15 protein-coding genes are annotated in these 18552 nt (G+C 52.8%); 3 read left to right on the top strand and 12 right to left on the bottom strand.

Annotated features, from left to right (window positions below; genetic code table 11):
* Positions 1-209 precede the first annotated feature (209 nt).
* The 3 genes from fabA to ACFQ0F_RS05255 all read left to right on the top strand — a co-directional run bounded on the left by fabA (position 210) and on the right by ACFQ0F_RS05255 (position 3635).
* Positions 210-734: a 3-hydroxyacyl-[acyl-carrier-protein] dehydratase FabA gene (gene fabA / locus ACFQ0F_RS05245; protein WP_340676448.1), complete on the top strand. Its 525-nt coding sequence runs from the start codon at positions 210-212 to the stop codon at positions 732-734.
* Positions 735-746: 12 nt separating this feature from the next.
* Positions 747-1961: a beta-ketoacyl-ACP synthase I gene (gene fabB, locus ACFQ0F_RS05250; protein ID WP_340676447.1), complete on the top strand. Its 1215-nt coding sequence runs from the start codon at positions 747-749 to the stop codon at positions 1959-1961.
* Between the two features lie 147 nt (positions 1962-2108).
* Complete coding sequence (locus tag ACFQ0F_RS05255; RefSeq protein WP_379069803.1) at positions 2109-3635, top strand: flavin-containing monooxygenase; 1527 nt, start codon at positions 2109-2111, stop codon at positions 3633-3635.
* A gap of 3 nt (positions 3636-3638) precedes the next feature.
* Here the strand turns inward: ACFQ0F_RS05255 and ACFQ0F_RS05260 are convergent, their stop codons facing one another.
* The 12 genes from ACFQ0F_RS05260 to rseP all read right to left on the bottom strand — a co-directional run bounded on the left by ACFQ0F_RS05260 (position 3639) and on the right by rseP (position 18547).
* Positions 3639-4358: an SIMPL domain-containing protein gene (locus ACFQ0F_RS05260; protein WP_379069806.1), complete on the bottom strand. Its 720-nt coding sequence runs from the start codon at positions 4356-4358 to the stop codon at positions 3639-3641.
* 38 nt (positions 4359-4396) lie between these two features.
* Positions 4397-5725 (bottom strand): tRNA lysidine(34) synthetase TilS, encoded by a 1329-nt coding sequence (gene tilS, locus ACFQ0F_RS05265; protein WP_379069809.1) that lies wholly within the window; start codon positions 5723-5725, stop codon positions 4397-4399.
* Complete coding sequence (locus ACFQ0F_RS05270; protein WP_340676443.1) at positions 5722-6690, bottom strand: acetyl-CoA carboxylase carboxyltransferase subunit alpha; 969 nt, start codon at positions 6688-6690, stop codon at positions 5722-5724. Before ACFQ0F_RS05270 ends, tilS begins: the two co-directional genes overlap by 4 nt.
* A 63-nt stretch (positions 6691-6753) precedes the next feature.
* Entirely contained in the window at positions 6754-10206 is a 3453-nt protein-coding gene (dnaE, locus tag ACFQ0F_RS05275) for a DNA polymerase III subunit alpha (RefSeq protein WP_379069812.1), read from the bottom strand.
* On the bottom strand, positions 10203-10778 hold the full coding sequence (rnhB, locus tag ACFQ0F_RS05280; RefSeq protein WP_379069815.1) for a ribonuclease HII: 576 nt from the start codon (positions 10776-10778) through the stop codon (positions 10203-10205). The genes dnaE and rnhB overlap by 4 nt, the downstream gene beginning before the upstream one ends.
* Positions 10775-11947 carry a lipid-A-disaccharide synthase gene (gene lpxB, locus ACFQ0F_RS05285; protein WP_340676440.1) on the bottom strand — a complete coding sequence of 391 codons (1173 nt, stop codon included), beginning with the start codon at positions 11945-11947 and terminating at the stop codon, positions 10775-10777. Before lpxB ends, rnhB begins: the two co-directional genes overlap by 4 nt.
* Positions 11948-11995: 48 nt before the next feature.
* Complete coding sequence (gene lpxA / locus ACFQ0F_RS05290; RefSeq protein ID WP_379069819.1) at positions 11996-12772, bottom strand: acyl-ACP--UDP-N-acetylglucosamine O-acyltransferase; 777 nt, start codon at positions 12770-12772, stop codon at positions 11996-11998.
* Positions 12769-13206 (bottom strand): 3-hydroxyacyl-ACP dehydratase FabZ, encoded by a 438-nt coding sequence (gene fabZ / locus ACFQ0F_RS05295; RefSeq protein ID WP_340676438.1) that lies wholly within the window; start codon positions 13204-13206, stop codon positions 12769-12771. The genes lpxA and fabZ overlap by 4 nt, the downstream gene beginning before the upstream one ends.
* Before the next feature lie 52 nt (positions 13207-13258).
* Positions 13259-14281, bottom strand: coding sequence for a UDP-3-O-(3-hydroxymyristoyl)glucosamine N-acyltransferase (gene lpxD / locus ACFQ0F_RS05300; RefSeq protein ID WP_379069822.1), 1023 nt, complete (start codon positions 14279-14281; stop codon positions 13259-13261).
* A 3-nt stretch (positions 14282-14284) separates the two neighbouring features.
* Positions 14285-14797, bottom strand: coding sequence for an OmpH family outer membrane protein (locus ACFQ0F_RS05305; RefSeq protein WP_340676436.1), 513 nt, complete (start codon positions 14795-14797; stop codon positions 14285-14287).
* A gap of 5 nt (positions 14798-14802) precedes the next feature.
* On the bottom strand, positions 14803-17172 hold the full coding sequence (gene bamA / locus ACFQ0F_RS05310) for an outer membrane protein assembly factor BamA (RefSeq protein WP_379069826.1): 2370 nt from the start codon (positions 17170-17172) through the stop codon (positions 14803-14805).
* Positions 17173-17185: 13 nt separating this feature from the next.
* Positions 17186-18547: an RIP metalloprotease RseP gene (gene rseP / locus ACFQ0F_RS05315; RefSeq protein WP_340676434.1), complete on the bottom strand. Its 1362-nt coding sequence runs from the start codon at positions 18545-18547 to the stop codon at positions 17186-17188.
* Between the last annotated feature and the right edge of the window lie 5 nt (positions 18548-18552).

Below are 18552 nucleotides of genomic sequence, written 5' to 3' on the forward strand. Positions count from 1 at the left end.
GCCATATCAGCACGCGTATCAGGTCGCCATCATACCTGCGCTGCCCACCCTGTCCAGTTACACCGCTAAGTCATTCAAATTGCTGCTTTGTTAAGCCTTTGCAAAGAACCAAAAACACATTTAGAAACAACTCTAAGACTAATGGGTCGGCATTCTCCCCCAATGCCCTTGCTACCATGGGCGCACGAAAAAACTGCCTAAGGAAATCTATGAGCGACGTTTATCAGCAAACCCAGTTTAGCCGCGAAGAGCTTATTGCCTGCGCTCGTGGGGAACTCTTTGGGCCAGGCAACGCCCGCCTGCCATTACCCAATATGCTGATGATGGATCGCATCATTCACCTCTCACGCGAAGGCGGCACAAACGGCAAAGGCGAAATCATCGCCGAACTCGATATCCATCCAGACCTGTGGTTTTTTCAGTGCCACTTTGAAACCGACCCTGTGATGCCCGGCTGCTTAGGCCTCGATGCATTGTGGCAACTACTCGGCTTTTATCTCGGCTGGCGCGGCAACCCTGGCCGCGGCCGAGCCTTAGGCGCTGGCGAAGTGAAGTTCTTCGGCCAAGTTTTGCCCACAGCAAAAGTATTGCGCTACGAGATCAATATCCGCCGTGTAGTCGAACGCAAGCTGGTCATGGGCATCGCTGATGGTCGAGTATTGCTCGATGGCCGCGAAATCTACACTGCTAGCGACTTGCGTGTTGGCCTCTTTACCAGCACTGAAAACTTCTAATTGGAGCATCCTATGCGCCGCGTCGTCATTACTGGCTACGGCATTGTTTCCTGCCTTGGTCATGACACCGAAACTGTAAAAAACAGCCTGTTTAACGGCATTTCCGGCATCCGTGCCAATGAAAAATATACCGAAATGGGCTTTCGCAGCCAAGTCAGCGGCTCCATTCGTGACCTCGATCTAGATGCCTTGATTGACCGCAAAATGCGCCGCTTTATGGGCGATGCTGCAGCCTATGGCTATGTTGCACTAACTCGCGCCATCGAAATGTCCGGCCTCAGCTCTGAGCAAATCGTTAATCCCCGCACCGGTCTGGTGGCAGGCTCTGGTGGCGCATCAAGCACCAACCAAGTGGCCGCCGCCGACATCGCCCGCGAAAAAGGCGTAAAGCGCATTGGCCCATACATGGTGCCACGCACCATGTCCTCTACATTGTCGGCCTGCCTCGCCACTGCCTTCCAAATCAAGGGCGTGAACTACTCCATCGCTTCCGCTTGCGCGACTAGCGCGCATTGCATTGGTCATGCCGCCGAACTCATCCAGCTCGGCAAGCAAGACGTGGTATTTGCCGGTGGCGGCGAAGAAGAAGCTTGGGAAGAGTCGTGCATGTTCGATGCCATGGGCGCGATGTCGAGCAAATACAACGACACTCCCGAAAAAGCCTCACGTGCCTATGACGCCAATCGCGATGGCTTCGTCATTGCTGGTGGTGCCGGCATGGTTGTCGTCGAGTCCTATGATCACGCGATTGCTCGTGGCGCGACTATCTTGGCGGAAATCGTTGGCTATGGCGCCACTTCCGATGGCCATGACATGGTCGCCCCTAGCGGCGAAGGTGCTGAGCGCTGCATGAATATGGCACTGCAAACTGTCGATACGCCTATCGATTACCTAAACACCCATGGCACTTCTACACCGGTAGGCGATTTAGCCGAACTCAAAGCCATTCGTGCAGTTTTTGGCGATAAAGCCCCCGCCATTAGCTCGACAAAATCACTGTCTGGCCACTCTTTGGGCGCTGCCGGTGCTCAAGAAACGATCTACTGTTTAATCATGCTCGCCAATGATTTTGTCACCGCCTCAGCCAATATTGAGACACTAGATCCAGAGGCTGAAGGCCTGCCAATTGCCTTAAAACGAATTGATAATGCCGGTTTAAAAACCATCATGAGCAATAGTTTTGGCTTTGGTGGCACCAATGCCAGCTTAGTCTTGCGCAAGCTCTAAGCCTTGTGCTGGGCGGCTTTCACGGCCGCCCAGCCGCCCCAGAAAGCCCCAACCTGACAAATGTTACAGTGCTCACTGTCAAAATTGATTGACCACTGATTGGAAAAACTTTAGCGTATCTCGAGTTCAATTCCTGAGACCTAATTAATGTCCACTCAACATCACGATATTTTGATCATCGGCGCCGGCCTTTCTGGTATCGGTGCAGCCTGCCACTTCAGCCGCAACTGCCCGACTAAATCGATTGCCATACTCGAGCGCCGTCAGGCCATTGGTGGTACTTGGGATTTATTTCGCTATCCCGGCATTCGCTCCGACTCCGATATGTTCACTTTTGGTTACAGCTTCAAGCCATGGGTTGAGTCGCGCGTATTGGCCGATGGCCCGTCGATCAAGCAGTACATGACTGATACGGCAAAAGAGTATGGCGTAGATAAAAAAATTCATTATGGCCGCCAAGTCATCAACTCAAACTTTTCGACCAAAACTGGTCTTTGGACTGTCGAAGCCAAAGACGAAGCAAGCGGCGAGTCAGAGAAATTCACCGCCAACTTCTTAATGGTCTGCACCGGCTACTACAACTATGACAAGGGCTACCGCCCAACATTCCCCAATGAAAAAGCCTTCAAAGGCGACATTATTCATCCACAGTTTTGGCCAGAAAACCTCGACTACAGCGGTAAGCGCGTGGTTATTATCGGTAGCGGCGCCACGGCAATCACCTTGCTGCCAACCATGACCGACAAAGCTGCTCACGTGACCATGTTGCAGCGCTCACCGACCTACATTATGTCGGTGCCGGCCATTGACCCAGTAGCGCGTGCACTGCAAAAAGTATTGCCCGAAAAGGCTGTTTATCGCCTCAATCGTATCCGCAATATCGGCCTACAGCGCATGCTATTTCAGGCCTCCCGCAAACGCCCTGCGGCAGTCAAACGCCTATTGCTAGGCATGGTGAAGAAGCAGCTTGCGGGTAGCGGCATCGACATGAGGCACTTCACGCCCAGCTACCAACCTTGGGATCAGCGCCTATGCGTAGTGCCCAATGGCGATCTATTTAAAGTTCTGCGTGAAGGCAAAGCCAGCATTGCCACCGACCACATTGAAAAATTCACTACAAACGGCATTTTGCTGAAATCGGGCGAGGAAATTCCAGCCGATATCATCATCACGGCGACAGGTCTCGATGTGCAAATGACCGGCGGCATGAACTTGAAGGTCGACAATAAATCTGCGGCCGCTAAGACACGCTTGACCTATAAAGGCGTATTGGTCGAAGGCATACCCAATGCCGCCATGGTGTTTGGCTACACCAATGCGTCTTGGACACTGAAAGCCGACTTGGCCAGCGAATATGTCTGCCGTCTCATCAACCATATGGATGAAAAAGGCTATCGCACGGTAGAAGTTCACGACCATGACAATTTGGTCACCGAAGATACGGTGCTCGGCAGTTTAAGCTCAGGCTATATTCAACGCGCAGCTGACAACTTGCCGCGCCAAGGCAGCAAGGCGCCATTTCGCGTAGTGCAAGACTACTTGCGTGATGTTCCGCTGATGCGCTTTACGCCTATCGATGATGGCTATTTGCAGTTCGATGGCAAGCCGGCGCGCGCACCTAGCGGCCTTAGTCGCGTTACCGCACCACTGAAAGCCGCCTTTGGTCGAGGCTAAGCCTTAATCGGATAAGTAATATTCAACCGTGGTGACCACGCGCACGCGCTTCATGTGCGGCGTGCTGTCATCGCGGTTGTTGATGCTAAATTGCCCTTGCTGAGCTGACTTGATTTTGCCCAACTTGCTATTGGAGTCTTGGGCAAATTTTTCAGCGACTGCACGGGCATTTTTAGTTGCCTCCTCAATCATCGCTGGCTTAATTTTGCTTAAATCCTCATAGCTAAACACGCGCTGGATATCTTCTTTGGTGACTGACACCACCACGCCTTGCTTACCCAATTCCAGCAAGCTCGCCATGGCTTTGCGCACCGCATCTACCTTGGTGGTGAATACCGTTACATCGCCTTCGCCGGTGTAACGAAACTTAATCTGACTTTTATCGCCCCACTGATTGGCATAAGCATCGGCAATAACTGGTGGCGCCAAAGAAATTTCATCATCGCTTAAGCCATGCTTTTTCAAGAAAACACTGATCATGCGTTGGTTTTTTTCAACGTCTAAATACAGTTTATCTAGGTCATTTTCAGCAACTTGATAGCGGATCGGCCATGCCGCCGTAGTGGCATCAACATCGCGCTCAGATAAGCCCTTCACGCTCACCGTACGCTCCATGGCTTTCACCGATACTGCGGCGTCGGCCAGCTGATAGCCTAAGGCCGACAGGCCCAGTACAACGCATATGCCAAGCGCTAAGGCGCTGCCCTTTGTCACAGATGTCATGGTATTGGCTCCTAATCAAGAGTATGTATGGGGCTTACTTACGCTTCATCGGTCATTAGGTGTACCGCCACCACTATCTCACCGGCCCAAATACATATTAGGCGATCGCGCTGCCATGGCGGAATACTCTGCTCTTGGCACCAGTTTTTCAGACTAACGCTGCGCTGCTGATCTTTTAGCGCAGAGGCTTCCTTAAGACAACTCGAGTCAATCAGCAGCCGCTCACCACCAACGCGCGGAGCTATACGCCATGGCATCTCGAGTAATTGGTCGTTTCTATTTAAATGCGGGCATAGCTCATTTAGCGACCATAAGCGCCCTGCCCACTCGATAGGCTCAAGCGGATTAGGCCAGTTGATAGCTGCTGGTAATTCGCTAATCAGCTCATCGTGGCGCAGATATAAACGCTCACGATAACGCCGCAGCGACCAACCGGCCCAAGCCAATTGCGGCTGAGCATCGGCGCGTGCCTGCAGCAACTCTAGTTTCACGCGTGGCCAATACCGATACGGTAATGCCGGCGCCCCCTTGCGCTGCAACCAACGCGCGATGACCGCCTGACGACTGGCTTCGCTCAGCGCATTGAGTGCTGGGATATCTAAAGTTTTGCCATCACCGCTGAGCTGCTGCAAAAGGTCATCGCTAAGCTCATTTAAGGCATCGGCTTGCTGCGCCATTTGTTGGCTGCTACGAGCCAATAACTGCGATGCTTCGGGCCAGCGCTGTTGCAGCAGAGGCAATAGCTGATGACGTAATAAGCTGCGGTCAAAGCGCGGATCGGCATTGGCAGGATCTTTTACAACGGGTAGCTCACTAATGCTGCTAAGCCAACTCGTGATGGCCTGTCGCGATTGGCCAAGCCATGGCCGCCAGCGCAACATCGCAGGTAACTGCGTATTACTGCTACGCCACAAACTCTGCTCGCGCATAGCCGCCAAGCCCTGCACACCTGCACCACGCATCAGTCGCAGCAATAGCGTTTCGGCTTGGTCATCCTGATGGTGGGCCAGCAGCAGCGCTTCGCTCTCGCTCATAAGCGCGGCAATGGCATCGTAGCGTGCCCGCCGTGCGGCATCCTCAATGCTAGCTTGCACCGGCACTTGGACACGCAAAATCTGTAGAGGAATTTGCCAGGCCGCCGCTTGCTGTTCAGCAAGCATCGCCCAGCTGTCGGCATCGGGGTGAAGGCCGTGATGCACATGCACTGCGCGCAGCCGAAAGTCTAAGGCTGAGGCAGCATGCTTAGCGGCGCAGAGTAAAGCGTAGGAGTCGGGGCCGGCGCTAAGCGCTACGACAAGACCCGTGATGCTAGGGGCATCGAGCTGCCGCGCGCGCAAAAACGCGTCGAGCGCGGCAACTGGGCTCATTCGCTGGCTAGCTGCTCGGTATTGCCATAGCTCATCAGGCGATCGTAGCGGCGATTTAGCAGGCTGTCGTGATCTAGGCTGCGTAGCTTTTTCAGCTGGCTTAGCAGCGCTTTGCGCAGGCTATCGGCAACGCGATCAAAGTCGCGGTGTGCGCCACCCAAAGGCTCACTGACTAAATCATCAACAAAGCCTAATGAGTGTAGGCGCGAGGCCGTAAGATTCATTGCCTCTGCCGCTTCAGGTGCTTTTGCAGCGGTTTTCCACAGAATAGAAGCGCAGCCTTCTGGGGAAATCACCGAGTAAGTGCTGTATTGCAGCATCAATAAGCTGTCGCAAACACCAATAGCCAAGGCACCGCCGGAGCCACCCTCACCAATCACAGTCGAGATGATTGGTGTTTTCAGACGCGACATGACCGCTAAATTTTTTGCGATGGCCTCACTCTGGCCACGCTCTTCAGCATCGATACCAGGATAAGCGCCTGGCGTGTCGATAAAAGTAAAGATGGGCATTCTAAAGCGCTCAGCCATTTCCATCAGGCGTAAGGCTTTGCGATAGCCTTCTGGGCGCGGCATGCCAAAGTTACGGCGCACTTTTTCGCGCACATCGCGGCCCTTCTGATGACCAATGATCATCACCGGCTCGCCCATAAAGCGCGCAGTACCGCAAATCAGTGCGGCATCGTCGGAGAAGCTACGGTCGCCATGGAGCTCATCGAAATCGGTAAATAGGCGCTGAACATAGTCCATGGTGTAAGGACGGCGCGGATGACGCGAGATCTGTGAGACTTGCCACGAGGTTAGTTTGGAAAAAATATCTTCAGTGAGAGCCAGGCTTTTTTTACGCAGCCGGGCGACCTCGTCATCGATATTTAAGCTGGTGCCATCGCCAACTTGCTTTAGCCCTTCAATCTTGGCTTCAAGCTCAGCGATAGGTTGTTCAAAATCGAGATAATCGGGATTCATGAAACGCTCTCATTAACTATGCACCGAGTGTAGCTGACACGGCGCGGCGCGCAAACCCACTACTTAGTACAGTACACGCACACTATCGTGACCCAGGCGCTGGCGTAAACCGCGCAGCAATGGATCGGTCAGTTTTACTCGCCACTGCTCGCTGCCCAGTAATGTAGCTTGCGCGGCTGGATGTTGCACACGAAAACGCAGCATAGCACCCTCGGCTTGGCGCTGGGTTTGTAGCCATTCGGTTAGGTCGTGAACTCCACGCAGACCCAAGGCAACGGGTACAGTGAGCTCCAAGCCCTTGCTCAAGCGTGTACGAGCATCGACTAAAGGTTGAATCGATTTAGCCACGACTTTGAGCATGCCCGCGTACTCATCCATCGAGACTTCACCCTCAATAACGAGCACGCTATCACTGCTTAATAGCGGCCTAACTTGCTCTAAAACTTCACTAAATACAGTCACTTCAACACGTGCCGTACGGTCATCAATGGTCAAAAATGCGCGTGAACCACGAGCACCTTTCATGATGCGATGGCCCATTAGCAAACCAGCAACAGTCGTATTTTGACCACGACGCGTGGGCTGTAATTCAGCGAGGCGGCAAGTTACCAAGCGGCTAAGCTCAGCTTCATATTGATCAATTGGATGACCCGTGAGGTAAAGCCCGAGTGTTTCTTTTTCGGCCTGCAAGCGCTCATCTTCGCTCCACTCCATGGCCTCAGACCAGTCACCGGAGGGCGCGGCTTCGAGCACATCGCCAAACAAGTCAACCATGCCGCAGTCGTCGTTGCGCGCTTGTTGCTCGGCAGCAGCAACAGCATTTTCTAGCGATGCCATGATCACAGCACGATTTGCGCCTTGATCATCGAGCGCGCCAGCACGAACTAATGCCTCCAGCGCGCGCTTATTGAGCTTGCGTAAATCAATACGACGGCAGAAATCGAAGAGATCCTTAAAGCCACCATCAGCTTCGCGTGCCGCCAAAAGCGATGCCACTGGGCCCTCGCCGACACCGCGAATAGCACCGAGGCCGTAAATCACTTCACCGGCATCATTAGCAACAAAGCGGAATGCCGACTCATTGACGCTAGGCGGGCGAATGGTCAGGCCCATGGCGCGACACTCTTCAATGAAGACTACGATTTTGTCGGTGTTGGCCATCTCAGATGACAACACGGCGGCCATAAACTCGGCCGGATAATTCACTTTCAGCCACGCAGTTTGGTAGGACACCAAGGCGTAAGCCGCCGAGTGCGACTTGTTAAAGCCATAGCCGGCGAACTTTTCCATCAAGTCAAAAATGCCACCGGCTTGCGCAGGGTCAACACCGCGCGCGCCCGAACCTTCCATGAACTTAACGCGCTCTTTCGCCATCTCTTCGGGTTTTTTCTTACCCATGGCGCGGCGCAACATGTCCGCGCCGCCAAGCGAATAGCCTGCCAAGACCTGAGCGATCTGCATGACTTGCTCTTGATAAAGGATGACGCCGTAAGTGTTTTCCAGCACCGGGCCAAGCTCAGGATGCGGATAAGCAACTTCGGCACGACCATGCTTACGATTAATGAAGTCGTCGACCATGCCCGACTCTAGTGGCCCTGGCCGATACAGCGCCACCAGCGCCACCACGTCTTCGAAGCGTGAAGGCTTCAGCTTCTTAATCAACTCCTTCATGCCGCGCGATTCGAGCTGGAATATCGCCGTGGTTTTACCCTCGGACATGACCTTATAAGGCTCGTGATCATTGAGCGGAATGCGTTCGATCTCGATCGGTGCCTCACCGCGGCGTGCACGCTTGGCATTAATGTCTTTTAACGCCCAATCAATGATGGTGAGCGTGCGCAGACCCAAGAAGTCGAACTTCACTAGGCCTACCGACTCGACATCGTCTTTATCGTATTGACTGACCCATTTACCCTCGTCGTCGGTATAGACCGCGGTGAAATCGGTGAGCTTACCCGGCGCGATCAAAACACCGCCGGCGTGCTTACCAACGCCACGCGTGATGCCTTCGAGGCGAATCGCCATTTCCCAAATTTCGAGCGCGTCGTCGTGATCGCTGAGATCAGCCACGCTGAGTAACTCTTCCAGCATGGGCTCTTGTTCACGCGCTTCTTGCAATGAAATTCCGGGCGTAAAAGGAATCATTTTCGACATGCGATCGGCCAAACCATAGGCCTTACCGAGTACTCGCGCAACATCGCGAATGACCGCTTTTGCCGCCATGGTGCCGAAGGTAATAATCTGCGACACGGCTTGGCGACCGTAATGATTGGCCACGTATTCGATGACGCGATCACGGCCTTCCATGCAAAAGTCGATATCGAAGTCGGGCATCGAGACCCGCTCGGGATTCAAGAAGCGCTCGAACAACAAGTCGTATTTGATCGGATCAAGGTCGGTAATCAATAGCGAATACGCCACCAATGAGCCCGCACCAGAGCCCCGCCCTGGCCCTACTGGCACACCGTTTTCTTTCGCCCAACGAATGAAATCCATGACGATGAGAAAGTAGCCGGGAAAGCCCATTTGATTAATGATGTTGAGCTCAAACTCCAGTCGCGCTTTGTATTCAGCCTCGATTTCCGGCATGTCGGCGCGGGTGCGATCGAAGAGTTTATCGAGACGCTTTTGCAGGCCCTCATGCGAGAGCTGCGAAAAATACTCAGCCATGGTCATGCCCGGTGGTACCGGAAAATCTGGCAGATAATTTTTGCCTAAGCTCAAACTCAAACTGCAACGCTTAGCGATCTCAACCGTGTTGGCTAAAGCCTCAGGAATGTCGCTAAACAACTCCTGCATCTGCTCCGTGCTTTTGAAGTATTGCTCGGAGCTGTATTCACGTGGGCGGCGCGGGTCGTCGAGGGTATAGCTTTGCGCAATGCTTACGCGCACCTCATGTGCCTCGAATTCTTCCGGCGTGAGAAAGCGCACATCATTGGTCGCCACTACTGGGCACTGACGCCGTTCGGCCAAGGCCACAGCGGCATGCAGATGATCTTCTTCGCCTTCACGACCGGTGCGCTGCAACTCTAAATACACGCGCGATGGGCACAGTGTCATCCAATCTGTTAGCAGCCTGTCGGCTTGGGCAATATCGCTACCGATTAAGGCCTGACCGACATCGCTGGTGCGGCTGAGCAGAAAAATTAAGCCGTTATTTCGCGCTTGGAGCTCGCTATACGCCAGAACTGGTCGGCCTTGCTCTTGACCTGAAATATAAGCCTCAGACAGCAAGGCGATAAGGTTTAAATAGCCGGCGTGATTCATCACTAACGCCGTCACTAGGTTCAGCGACTCGCCATTGCGAATAACAATATCGGCACCGAAAATCGGCTTGATGGCTTTTTTCTGAGCGGCTTTAAAGAACTTCACCAAGCCGTAGACATTCATCAAGTCGGCCATCGCCACCGCCGGCATCTCGGCCTTTAATGAGGCTGAGACTAGGGCGGGAATTCGCACGATAGAGTCTTGCAGGGAAAACTCAGAACGCACGCGTAAATGCACAAAACCGGTCATGGAGCACTCATCGCTAAAGACTGACGCACCGGCGCAAACGAGCGGCGATGCTGGGGCAAGGGGCCAAGTTCAGCGAGCGCTCTCAAATGCGCAGGCGTTGGGTAGCCCTTGTGACGATCAAAACCATAACCCGGATGCGTGGCGTGCAATTCAGCCATCTCGCGGTCGCGAGCGACTTTCGCCAAGATGCTTGCGGCACTGATTTCTGCCACCGTGCCATCGCCTTTAACGATAGCTTCTGCTGTCATCGGCAATACCGGGCAGCGATTGCCATCAATCAAGACATGGTCTGGCTGAAGGCTAAGCGCCGCCACAGCACGCTGCATCGCTAGCATGGTCGCTTGTAAAATATTTAGTTCATCGATCTCAATTGGCTCAGCACGGCCAAGCGACCACGCCAAAGCATCGCGCTCAATGATTATGGCCAAGGCTTCACGCCGCGCAGCGGTGAGCTTTTTTGAGTCTGCCAAGCCAGCTATCGGTTTTAATGGGTTCAGGATCACCGCAGCCGTGACCACTGCACCAACCAATGGTCCACGGCCTACTTCATCAACGCCGGCGACTAGCCTCATGGCACACGCACAGGCTTGGCAAGCAGCTCAGTAATAGCGTGCGCACCGGTAACGCTGGCATTGCGTGCTAATTGCTGATGAAAATGCTCAAAGCTAACGGCTGTCTCGCTCACACGTACGGGGTCATTGAGCCACGCCAATACTTCATGAGCGATATTTTTCGGATTAGCCTGGCCTTGCAGAAGCTCGGGCACAATGCGACGACCAGCCAGAAGATTCGGCAGGCTAACGAATGGTATGCGCACCAAAAAGCGCGCAATTAGCCAGGTTAGCCAATGCAGGCGATAAGTCACCACCATTGGTTTTTTTAGCAATAATGCTTCTAGCGTGGCAGTGCCTGACGCCAAGGCAACAACATCGGCAGCGGCCATGATTTCACGGCCAACACCAGCGCCTAAGCGTTGATCGAAAACACGAATACTTAATTCAGAATAGTCTGCGACTAAGGCATCGATATCAGCACGGCGCTCGGCGTTGATGGCAGGAATGAGAAATACGCAGTCTGGACGCTTAGCGTGGATGCCTCGCGCGGCTTCCAATAGTAATGGCAACAAACTCGCCACCTCACCACGACGACTGCCCGGTAATAGCGCAACATAAGGCGCAGGCGTAAGGCCTAAACGCTGTTGTGCAGCGGCGGTGTCATTAATGCGCGGCATTGAGTCGGCGAGTGGATGGCCGACAAAGACAGCATCGACATCGTGTTGGTCATAAAAGGCTTTTTCGAATGGCAATAAACACAGCATTAAATCAACGCTGGCGCGAATGCCGTGAACACGGCCCTGACGCCAAGCCCACACCGAAGGGCTAACGTAATGCACGGTGCGCAGGCCTTTTGCTTTTAATTCGGCAGCAATGCGTAAATTAAAATCAGGCGCATCAATGCCAATAAAGACATCGATTTTTTGCTCAAGCAGATGCGCAATAAGCTGATCGCGAATGCCGAATAATTCACGCAGGCGGCCCAATACTTCGACCAAGCCCATCACCGACAAGCGCTCCATCGGCACTAATGTTTCAGCACCCTCACTGAGCATTTGCGGGCCGGCAATACCAATAAATCGCGCATTAGGATGCTGCACTTTTAAGGCGCGAATGAGGTCGGCGCCGAGCGTGTCGCCAGAGGCTTCACCGGCGACGATGCCAAAGATGGGGCCTGGCGAATTCATCAGCTCACTCACTTCATGCGTATAAGAACAGCAGACTTATCAACAGTATTAACGCGCGATGCCGCGGGTGGACTCACGCAATGTGTCGATAAACAGCTGAATTTCTGGCGCATCCACGGCCAAAGCTTCTAGCACTGGATAAGCGGCCTCTAGCGTTAGGCCATCGCGATACACCGCTTTATAGGCTTTGCGTAAGGCATTTAGCGTTTGTGATGACCAACCACGGCGCTTCATGCCTTCGAAATTCATGCCACGCGCTTCAGCGGGATTGCCGCTGGCCATGACATAGGCAGGAATATCTTTAAACAAAGTGGTGCCGCCGCCGAGCATGGCGTGCGAGCCAATGCGGCAGAACTGATGAATGCCGGAGTTGCCGCCAATAATCACGTTGTCGCCAATAACGACATGGCCGGCAATGCCGACGTTATTGGCGAAAATACCATCGTCACCAATGATCACATCATGGGCAACATGGGTGTTGACCATGAGCAAGTTACGGCTGCCAATGCGCGTTAGGCTTTGGTCTTGAATAGTGCCGCGATGCAGCGTGCACGACTCGCGAATGACGTTATCGTCACCGATTTCCAAGCGCGTAGGCTCACCACGGTACTTCTTATCTTGGCAATCGCTGCCTACCGAGGCGAACTGATAAATACGATTACGCTGACCAATCACCGTTGGGCCAGTAATGACTGCGTGTGGCCCAACCCAAGTGCCAGCACCAATCACTACATCTGGGCCTACAATGCTGTAGGGTCCAATGCAAACGTCATCTGCTAGCTCAGCCTTGGCATCGACAATCGCCGTCGAGTGAATTTGTGTCATAGCGTCTGCTCGGCAATGATAATGTCGGCACTCGCGGCGAGCTGACCATCGACTAGAGCACGACACGAAAATTTATAAATATGACGGCGTGAGCCGGTCGCAACTGCCTCTAACACTAGCTGATCACCCGGCACGACTTGACGCTTAAAGCGCACATTATCGGCGCCAGCAAAGACATATAAGTGGCCGGTTTCAGGGCTTTTCTCATAGGTGTAAAAGCCTAAAATACCGGCAATTTGCGCCATCGCCTCAATCATCAAAACACCGGGCATGATCGGCTTCGCGGGGAAATGGCCCTGAAAAAACTGCTCATTAATAGTGACGTTTTTATAGCCAACAATGCGCTTACCTTTTTCAATCTCAGTCACGCGATCGACAAACAAGAACGGGTAGCGCTGCGGCAAATAATGCATAACCTGCTGAATATCTAACATATTTTCTCTCCGAGCGGCCTAGGATGAACCTAAAGCCACACAACGACCATTCTTAGTCGCGGGCTTTTTCTAATCGCTGCACGCGCGTGACAAGATCATCTAGTCGTCGCAGGCGCACCGCCATTTTTTTCCAAGATTCTGTGCGATCAAAAGCCGTGCCTGATGAATATGATCCCGGCTCAGTAATCGACTTTGTCACCATGGTCATACCGGTGATTTGTACGCCATCACAAATTTTAATATGTCCCACCACACCAACGCCGCCGGCTAAAATGCAGTGCGCGCCAATTTCTGTGCTGCCAGAAATTCCGCAACAAGCAGCAATCGCCGTATGCGCGCCAATCACCACATTATGGGCAATTTGCACTTGGTTATCGATGATCGCGCCGGTATGAATCTCGGTGTCTTCCAATGCGCCACGATCGACAGTGGTATTGGCGCCAATATCGACATCGTCGTGTATGACGACAGCACCAAGCTGGGCAATTTTACGCCAGTGACCGCGCTCATTAGCAAAGCCAAAACCGTCGCCACCGATGACTGCACCGCTATGAATTTGTACGCGATTGCCTAAGCGGCAGTCGTGGTAAATAACAACTCGACTGCGAATACGGCAGCCCTCACCCAGCACCACACGATCATGAATAACGCTGCCAGCTTCCACAATGCTGCCGGCACCGATGCGTACACCCTCGCCGATGACTACTTGCGCGGCAATGCTAACGCCCTCTCCGAGCACGGCAGTTTCAGCCACAACAGCGCTGGCATGAATGCCTGTGGCGGGCTTAGGCGTGCGATCAAAGCGATGTGACAAGGTCGCGAAAGCTAAGTAGGGGTTAGCCAGTAGTAAGGCATTTCCTGTGAAGTCGCCCAAATCATCGGGGCGCAATAAGACCGCGCCGGCATTAGTCGACATAAGCTGATTGCGGTATTTTGGGTTGGCTAAAAAGGCAAGCTCGTGGCCTTGCGCAGCCGCCAAAGTATTCATGGCGCTCACACGCTGTTCGGGGTCGCCGCGCAGCTCAGCACCGACTGCTGCTGCCAGCTCACCTAAACTGATGTCGGCAGCAGTCATGGCTTATTTACCCGCGTTTAAACGATCAACCACACGCTTAGTTAGATCTAACTCAGGCGCGACGTAGACCGCCGAACGACGATCAAGAATGATGTCATAGTCGCCTGCTTTACGCAGATCATCCAAAATACCTTCTAAGTTTGGCAGCAGGCGCTTAAGTAAATCCTGTTGCGCTTGCTGAGTACGCTCTTGCACTTGCTGGATCAGCGTATTGAACTCCTGAGCCTTCTTATCTGCTTGATCACGCAGCGCTTTTTTATTGCTCTCGGACATGGTTGCGCTTTCTTTTTGAAAGCGTTGTTCCATGGCTTTAATGTCATTACGCAAAGCATCAAGACGATCACGCTGTGGCTTCATCTCAGCATTTAGCTTTTCTTGGGCGGTACGAGCGGCATTCGACGCTAAAAGTGCAGCCTCACGATCAAGCATGGCGATCTTGGTGCCGTCGGCGGCCAAAGCTGGTAGGGCTGAAAACAACGTGGCGCCCAACACGACGCTGGCTAATAGTTTTTTCATTAAGCTTAGAATCCTTGTCCGAGAGAAAATTGGAACATTTGCGTATCGTCGCCCTCTTTTTCGCTAAGTGGCTGAGCGATAGCAAATGTTAGCGGCCCGATAGGCGTAATCCACGACAGCCCTAAACCAACGCTGTAGCGCATATTGCTGAGTGATGGCTTGTAGTCTTCACCTGCGAACCCTTGCAGCTTAGTATCGAAAATATTACCTGCATCGAAGAATGCCAAGGTACGAACCTTGTTGTTATCTTCCATAAATGGCGTTGGGAAAATAAGCTCCATGCCTGCTTCAATTTGCACATTGCCGCCAATCGACTCTGCCACTGCGCCATTTATCAATGTTGGCGGATTCGTAAGAGTATTCAGCAAACGACTTTTTGGCCCCATGGAGTTATCGCGATAACCACGCACTGAACCGAAGCCACCACCAAAGAAGTTGCGATAGAACGGCAGGTCATCACCACCACCAATGCCATCACCATAACCTAGACGAGTGAAGGCGCGACCAACCCAACGGCCCGTGACAGGAATATAGCGCTGTGCGTTATAGGTCAGCTTATAAAAGCCAACATCACTACCCGGCAAGCCCATTTCCAAAGCGACCGTTTGCGATCCGCCAGCAGTTGGGAAGACACCACGGTTGAGCGTATTGCGCTGCCAGGAAGCACTGCCTAAGTAGGTGCTTAAGCTGCTGCCGTTTTTCTGATCGAAGTTATAGACCACTTCCGATGGCTGGATGCCGATTTTCACATCAGTGATGTCGTAACCCGCTGAGAAGCTGATGGTCTCAGTTTCATCAATGGGATAGCTAAAGCTGATATTGCCGCCCATCGAGTCAGTGGCGTAGTTGCTAATGTTCAAGTTATCGAACTTAGTTTGGCGCAAATACACGTTGAAACCGCGGCTAATGCCTTCAGGCGTGTAGTACGGATTTAAATAGGAAAAGTTATAGGAGTCGCGAATATCCGAGCGGTTCAAACCAATGGATACACGGTTACCTGTACCCAAAAAGTTGGTCTGACTTACGCTGGCACCGAACACCACACCGGCGTTTTGCGAATAACCAACGCTGGCTGAAATCGAGCCCGATGGCTGCTCAACCACGGCAACATTGACGTCGACTTGGTCGGTTGTGCCTGGCACACGGACGTTTTCACTTTTCACTTCACCAAAGAAGCCCAAGCGCTCTAAACGCACTTTCGATAGGTCAATTTTCTCACCCGATGCTTGCGCACCTTCAAATTGACGCATCTCGCGGCGTAACACTTGGTCATCGGTTTTTAAGTTGCCGGTAAAGTTGATGCGACGTACCGACATCACGCGATTGGGATTGATGTAGTAGACCAATTTAGCGGTTTTGGTGGCGTCATCAAGCTCAGGAACGCCTTGTACATCGGCAAATAAATAGCCTTCACGACCTAAACGACGATTGATGATATCGCTAGTTAGAGTGACAATTTTTTGTGAGTACGTTTGACCAGGCTGAGTCAGCAATAACGGCTTTAATTCGCTTTCAGGCACGGGGAATTCACCGGCCAATCGCACGTCGCCGACTTTATATAAGTCGCCTTCTTTTACGTTGATATCAATGTAGACCTGATCTTTATCGGGCGACAAACTGACCTGTGTTGAGGCCACATTGAAGCGCAAGTAACCACGATCGAGATAGTAGCTACGCAGAGTTTCTAAGTCGGCACTAAGCTTTTCGCGCGAGTACTTATCATCGCCATAAATAAATGACAGCAGATGGCTGGACTGAAGCTGCAGTTGCTTGAGCAGCTCGGCATCATCAAACACATCATTGCCGTTAACACTAATACGCTTAATACGCGCAGTGTCACCTTCTTTGATGTCGATGGTTACGGCAACACGGTTACGCGGCAATGGCTTGGCTGTGGCAGTAACAACGGCACCATAGCGGCCTTGAGCTGCATATTGGCGCTGTAATTCTAGCTTGACCTGATCAAGTGCGGCGCGTTTGTAAACCTCGCCCTCGCCCAAACCAATCGACTTTAAGCCTTTGATGAGATCGTCTTTGCCGATCGACTGGTTACCTTTGAGCTCAATGCTGGAAATGCTAGGGCGCTCAACCACACGCACAATCATGTCGTTGCCATCGCGCAGCACTTGCACATCTTCAAACTGACCAGATGCAAACAGCGCACGCACGGAGTCAGCGCCACGTTCATCGGTCAGCATGCTGCCGCTGGAAACCGGCAGCAAGGCATAGACACTAGCGGCTGATAAGCGACCCAAGCCTTCTAGTCGAATGTCTTTGATGACAAAGCTTTCGGCATGGACAGGGGCACTGATCAAGGCAGCGGCCAAAGGTAATAAAGCAAAAGCGGGCCACGATGGCCGAAGCGGATTGATCACTCAGTATTTCCCGTCAAAACAAGCGGCGTATGTCGTTTAAAATGGCCAGCAGCATGACACTACCCATGATGGCGACCCCAACACGCAAACCAAACTGTTGCACAGCCTCCGGTAACGGACGGCGCCAGACAGCCTCGATGGCGTAATACAGTAAATGCCCCCCGTCCAATACGGGAATAGGCAGTAAATTTAACACCCCTAAGCTCACGCTCAGCAATGCCATAAAACCGAGCATGGCTTGCCAGCCAATATCTGCAGTTTGGCCTGCGACTTTAACAATGGTAATCGGCCCACTCAAGGCATCAATACCAATCAGTCCCGTAACCATTTTGCCCAATGACGATAGCGACAAGCTAATCAAGTGCCCAGTTTTGTTTAACGAAGCAAATAACGCGTCAACTGGACCTAGGTTGGCATTGCGACGATAACTGGCTGGAATATCGACTGGCGCCTCTGCTACACCGACGCCCAAACGGCCACGCGAGCCATTCATCGCGGAGCGATCAAGCTCGGGAGTCACGGTTAAGACGATGGTTTCACCGTCGCGAACCAAGTCCCAGGTCATGGCTTTATCGGGGCTGGCAACAATGGACTCAACAATCTCAGCCCATTGCGCAATGGCCTGGCCATCGATACGCAAAATGCGGTCTTGCGCTTGCAGACCGGCGCGATCGGCGGGACTACCTTCTTGCACCACACCAATAATCGGTGGCATTACCGGCGTCCATGGCAGCATGCCGAGCTCGCGATACGGGTCAGCATCTGCGCCAGATAAATATTTATTCAGCGTGAGTGTGCGCTCTTGCGTGCTAGTGGCACCGCTTGGGCGTACCTCAAGACTTAATTTTCCGGACTCGCCCATATGGTCGATAAGCGCATAAGTTGATGACTCCCAGTTATTCACTGAGCGCTCACCAATGCGCATTAGCTCGTCGCCAGGCTGCATGCCGGCCATGGCTGCTGGGCTATCGGGCAATACGCGGCCCACGATGGGACGCAGACCGCCATCGCCTTGCATGAATAGGAACCAATACAGCACGACAGCAAGTAATAGGTTAATAGCTGGGCCAGCGGCAACAATGGCCATACGCGCCCATACCGACTGACGATTAAACGCGCGCGGCTTTAGCGCATCAGGCACATCACCTTCACGCTCATCGAGCATGCGCACATAGCCGCCCAACGGGATCATCGATAGTCGATACTCAACGCCGTCCTTAGCGGTACGACGCCACAACGCGGGGCCAAAACCAATTGAAAATGTGAGTACTTGCACACCACACCGGCGAGCAACCCAAAAGTGGCCAAACTCATGAATCGCAATGAGTGGCCCTAGAACTAGGATGCCGGCGAGAACAATAGTAAGAAATGACATCTGTT

Source organism: Paraperlucidibaca wandonensis, assembly GCF_042677145.1.
Taxonomy (GTDB): domain Bacteria; phylum Pseudomonadota; class Gammaproteobacteria; order Pseudomonadales; family Moraxellaceae; genus Perlucidibaca; species Perlucidibaca wandonensis.

Coding starts and splice junctions, on each gene's coding strand:
- tilS (WP_379069809.1), bottom strand. CDS start 5,725: ATGAGCCCAGTTGCCGCGCTCGACGCGTTTTTGCGCGCGCGGCAGCTC.
- ACFQ0F_RS05270 (WP_340676443.1), bottom strand. CDS start 6,690: ATGAATCCCGATTATCTCGATTTTGAACAACCTATCGCTGAGCTTGAA.
- lpxB (WP_340676440.1), bottom strand. CDS start 11,947: ATGAATTCGCCAGGCCCCATCTTTGGCATCGTCGCCGGTGAAGCCTCT.
- lpxA (WP_379069819.1), bottom strand. CDS start 12,772: ATGACACAAATTCACTCGACGGCGATTGTCGATGCCAAGGCTGAGCTA.
- fabA (WP_340676448.1), top strand. CDS start 210: ATGAGCGACGTTTATCAGCAAACCCAGTTTAGCCGCGAAGAGCTTATT.
- rnhB (WP_379069815.1), bottom strand. CDS start 10,778: ATGAGGCTAGTCGCCGGCGTTGATGAAGTAGGCCGTGGACCATTGGTT.
- fabZ (WP_340676438.1), bottom strand. CDS start 13,206: ATGTTAGATATTCAGCAGGTTATGCATTATTTGCCGCAGCGCTACCCG.
- ACFQ0F_RS05305 (WP_340676436.1), bottom strand. CDS start 14,797: ATGAAAAAACTATTAGCCAGCGTCGTGTTGGGCGCCACGTTGTTTTCA.
- ACFQ0F_RS05260 (WP_379069806.1), bottom strand. CDS start 4,358: ATGACATCTGTGACAAAGGGCAGCGCCTTAGCGCTTGGCATATGCGTT.
- dnaE (WP_379069812.1), bottom strand. CDS start 10,206: ATGACCGGTTTTGTGCATTTACGCGTGCGTTCTGAGTTTTCCCTGCAA.
- lpxD (WP_379069822.1), bottom strand. CDS start 14,281: ATGACTGCTGCCGACATCAGTTTAGGTGAGCTGGCAGCAGCAGTCGGT.
- ACFQ0F_RS05255 (WP_379069803.1), top strand. CDS start 2,109: ATGTCCACTCAACATCACGATATTTTGATCATCGGCGCCGGCCTTTCT.
- fabB (WP_340676447.1), top strand. CDS start 747: ATGCGCCGCGTCGTCATTACTGGCTACGGCATTGTTTCCTGCCTTGGT.
- rseP (WP_340676434.1), bottom strand. CDS start 18,547: ATGTCATTTCTTACTATTGTTCTCGCCGGCATCCTAGTTCTAGGGCCA.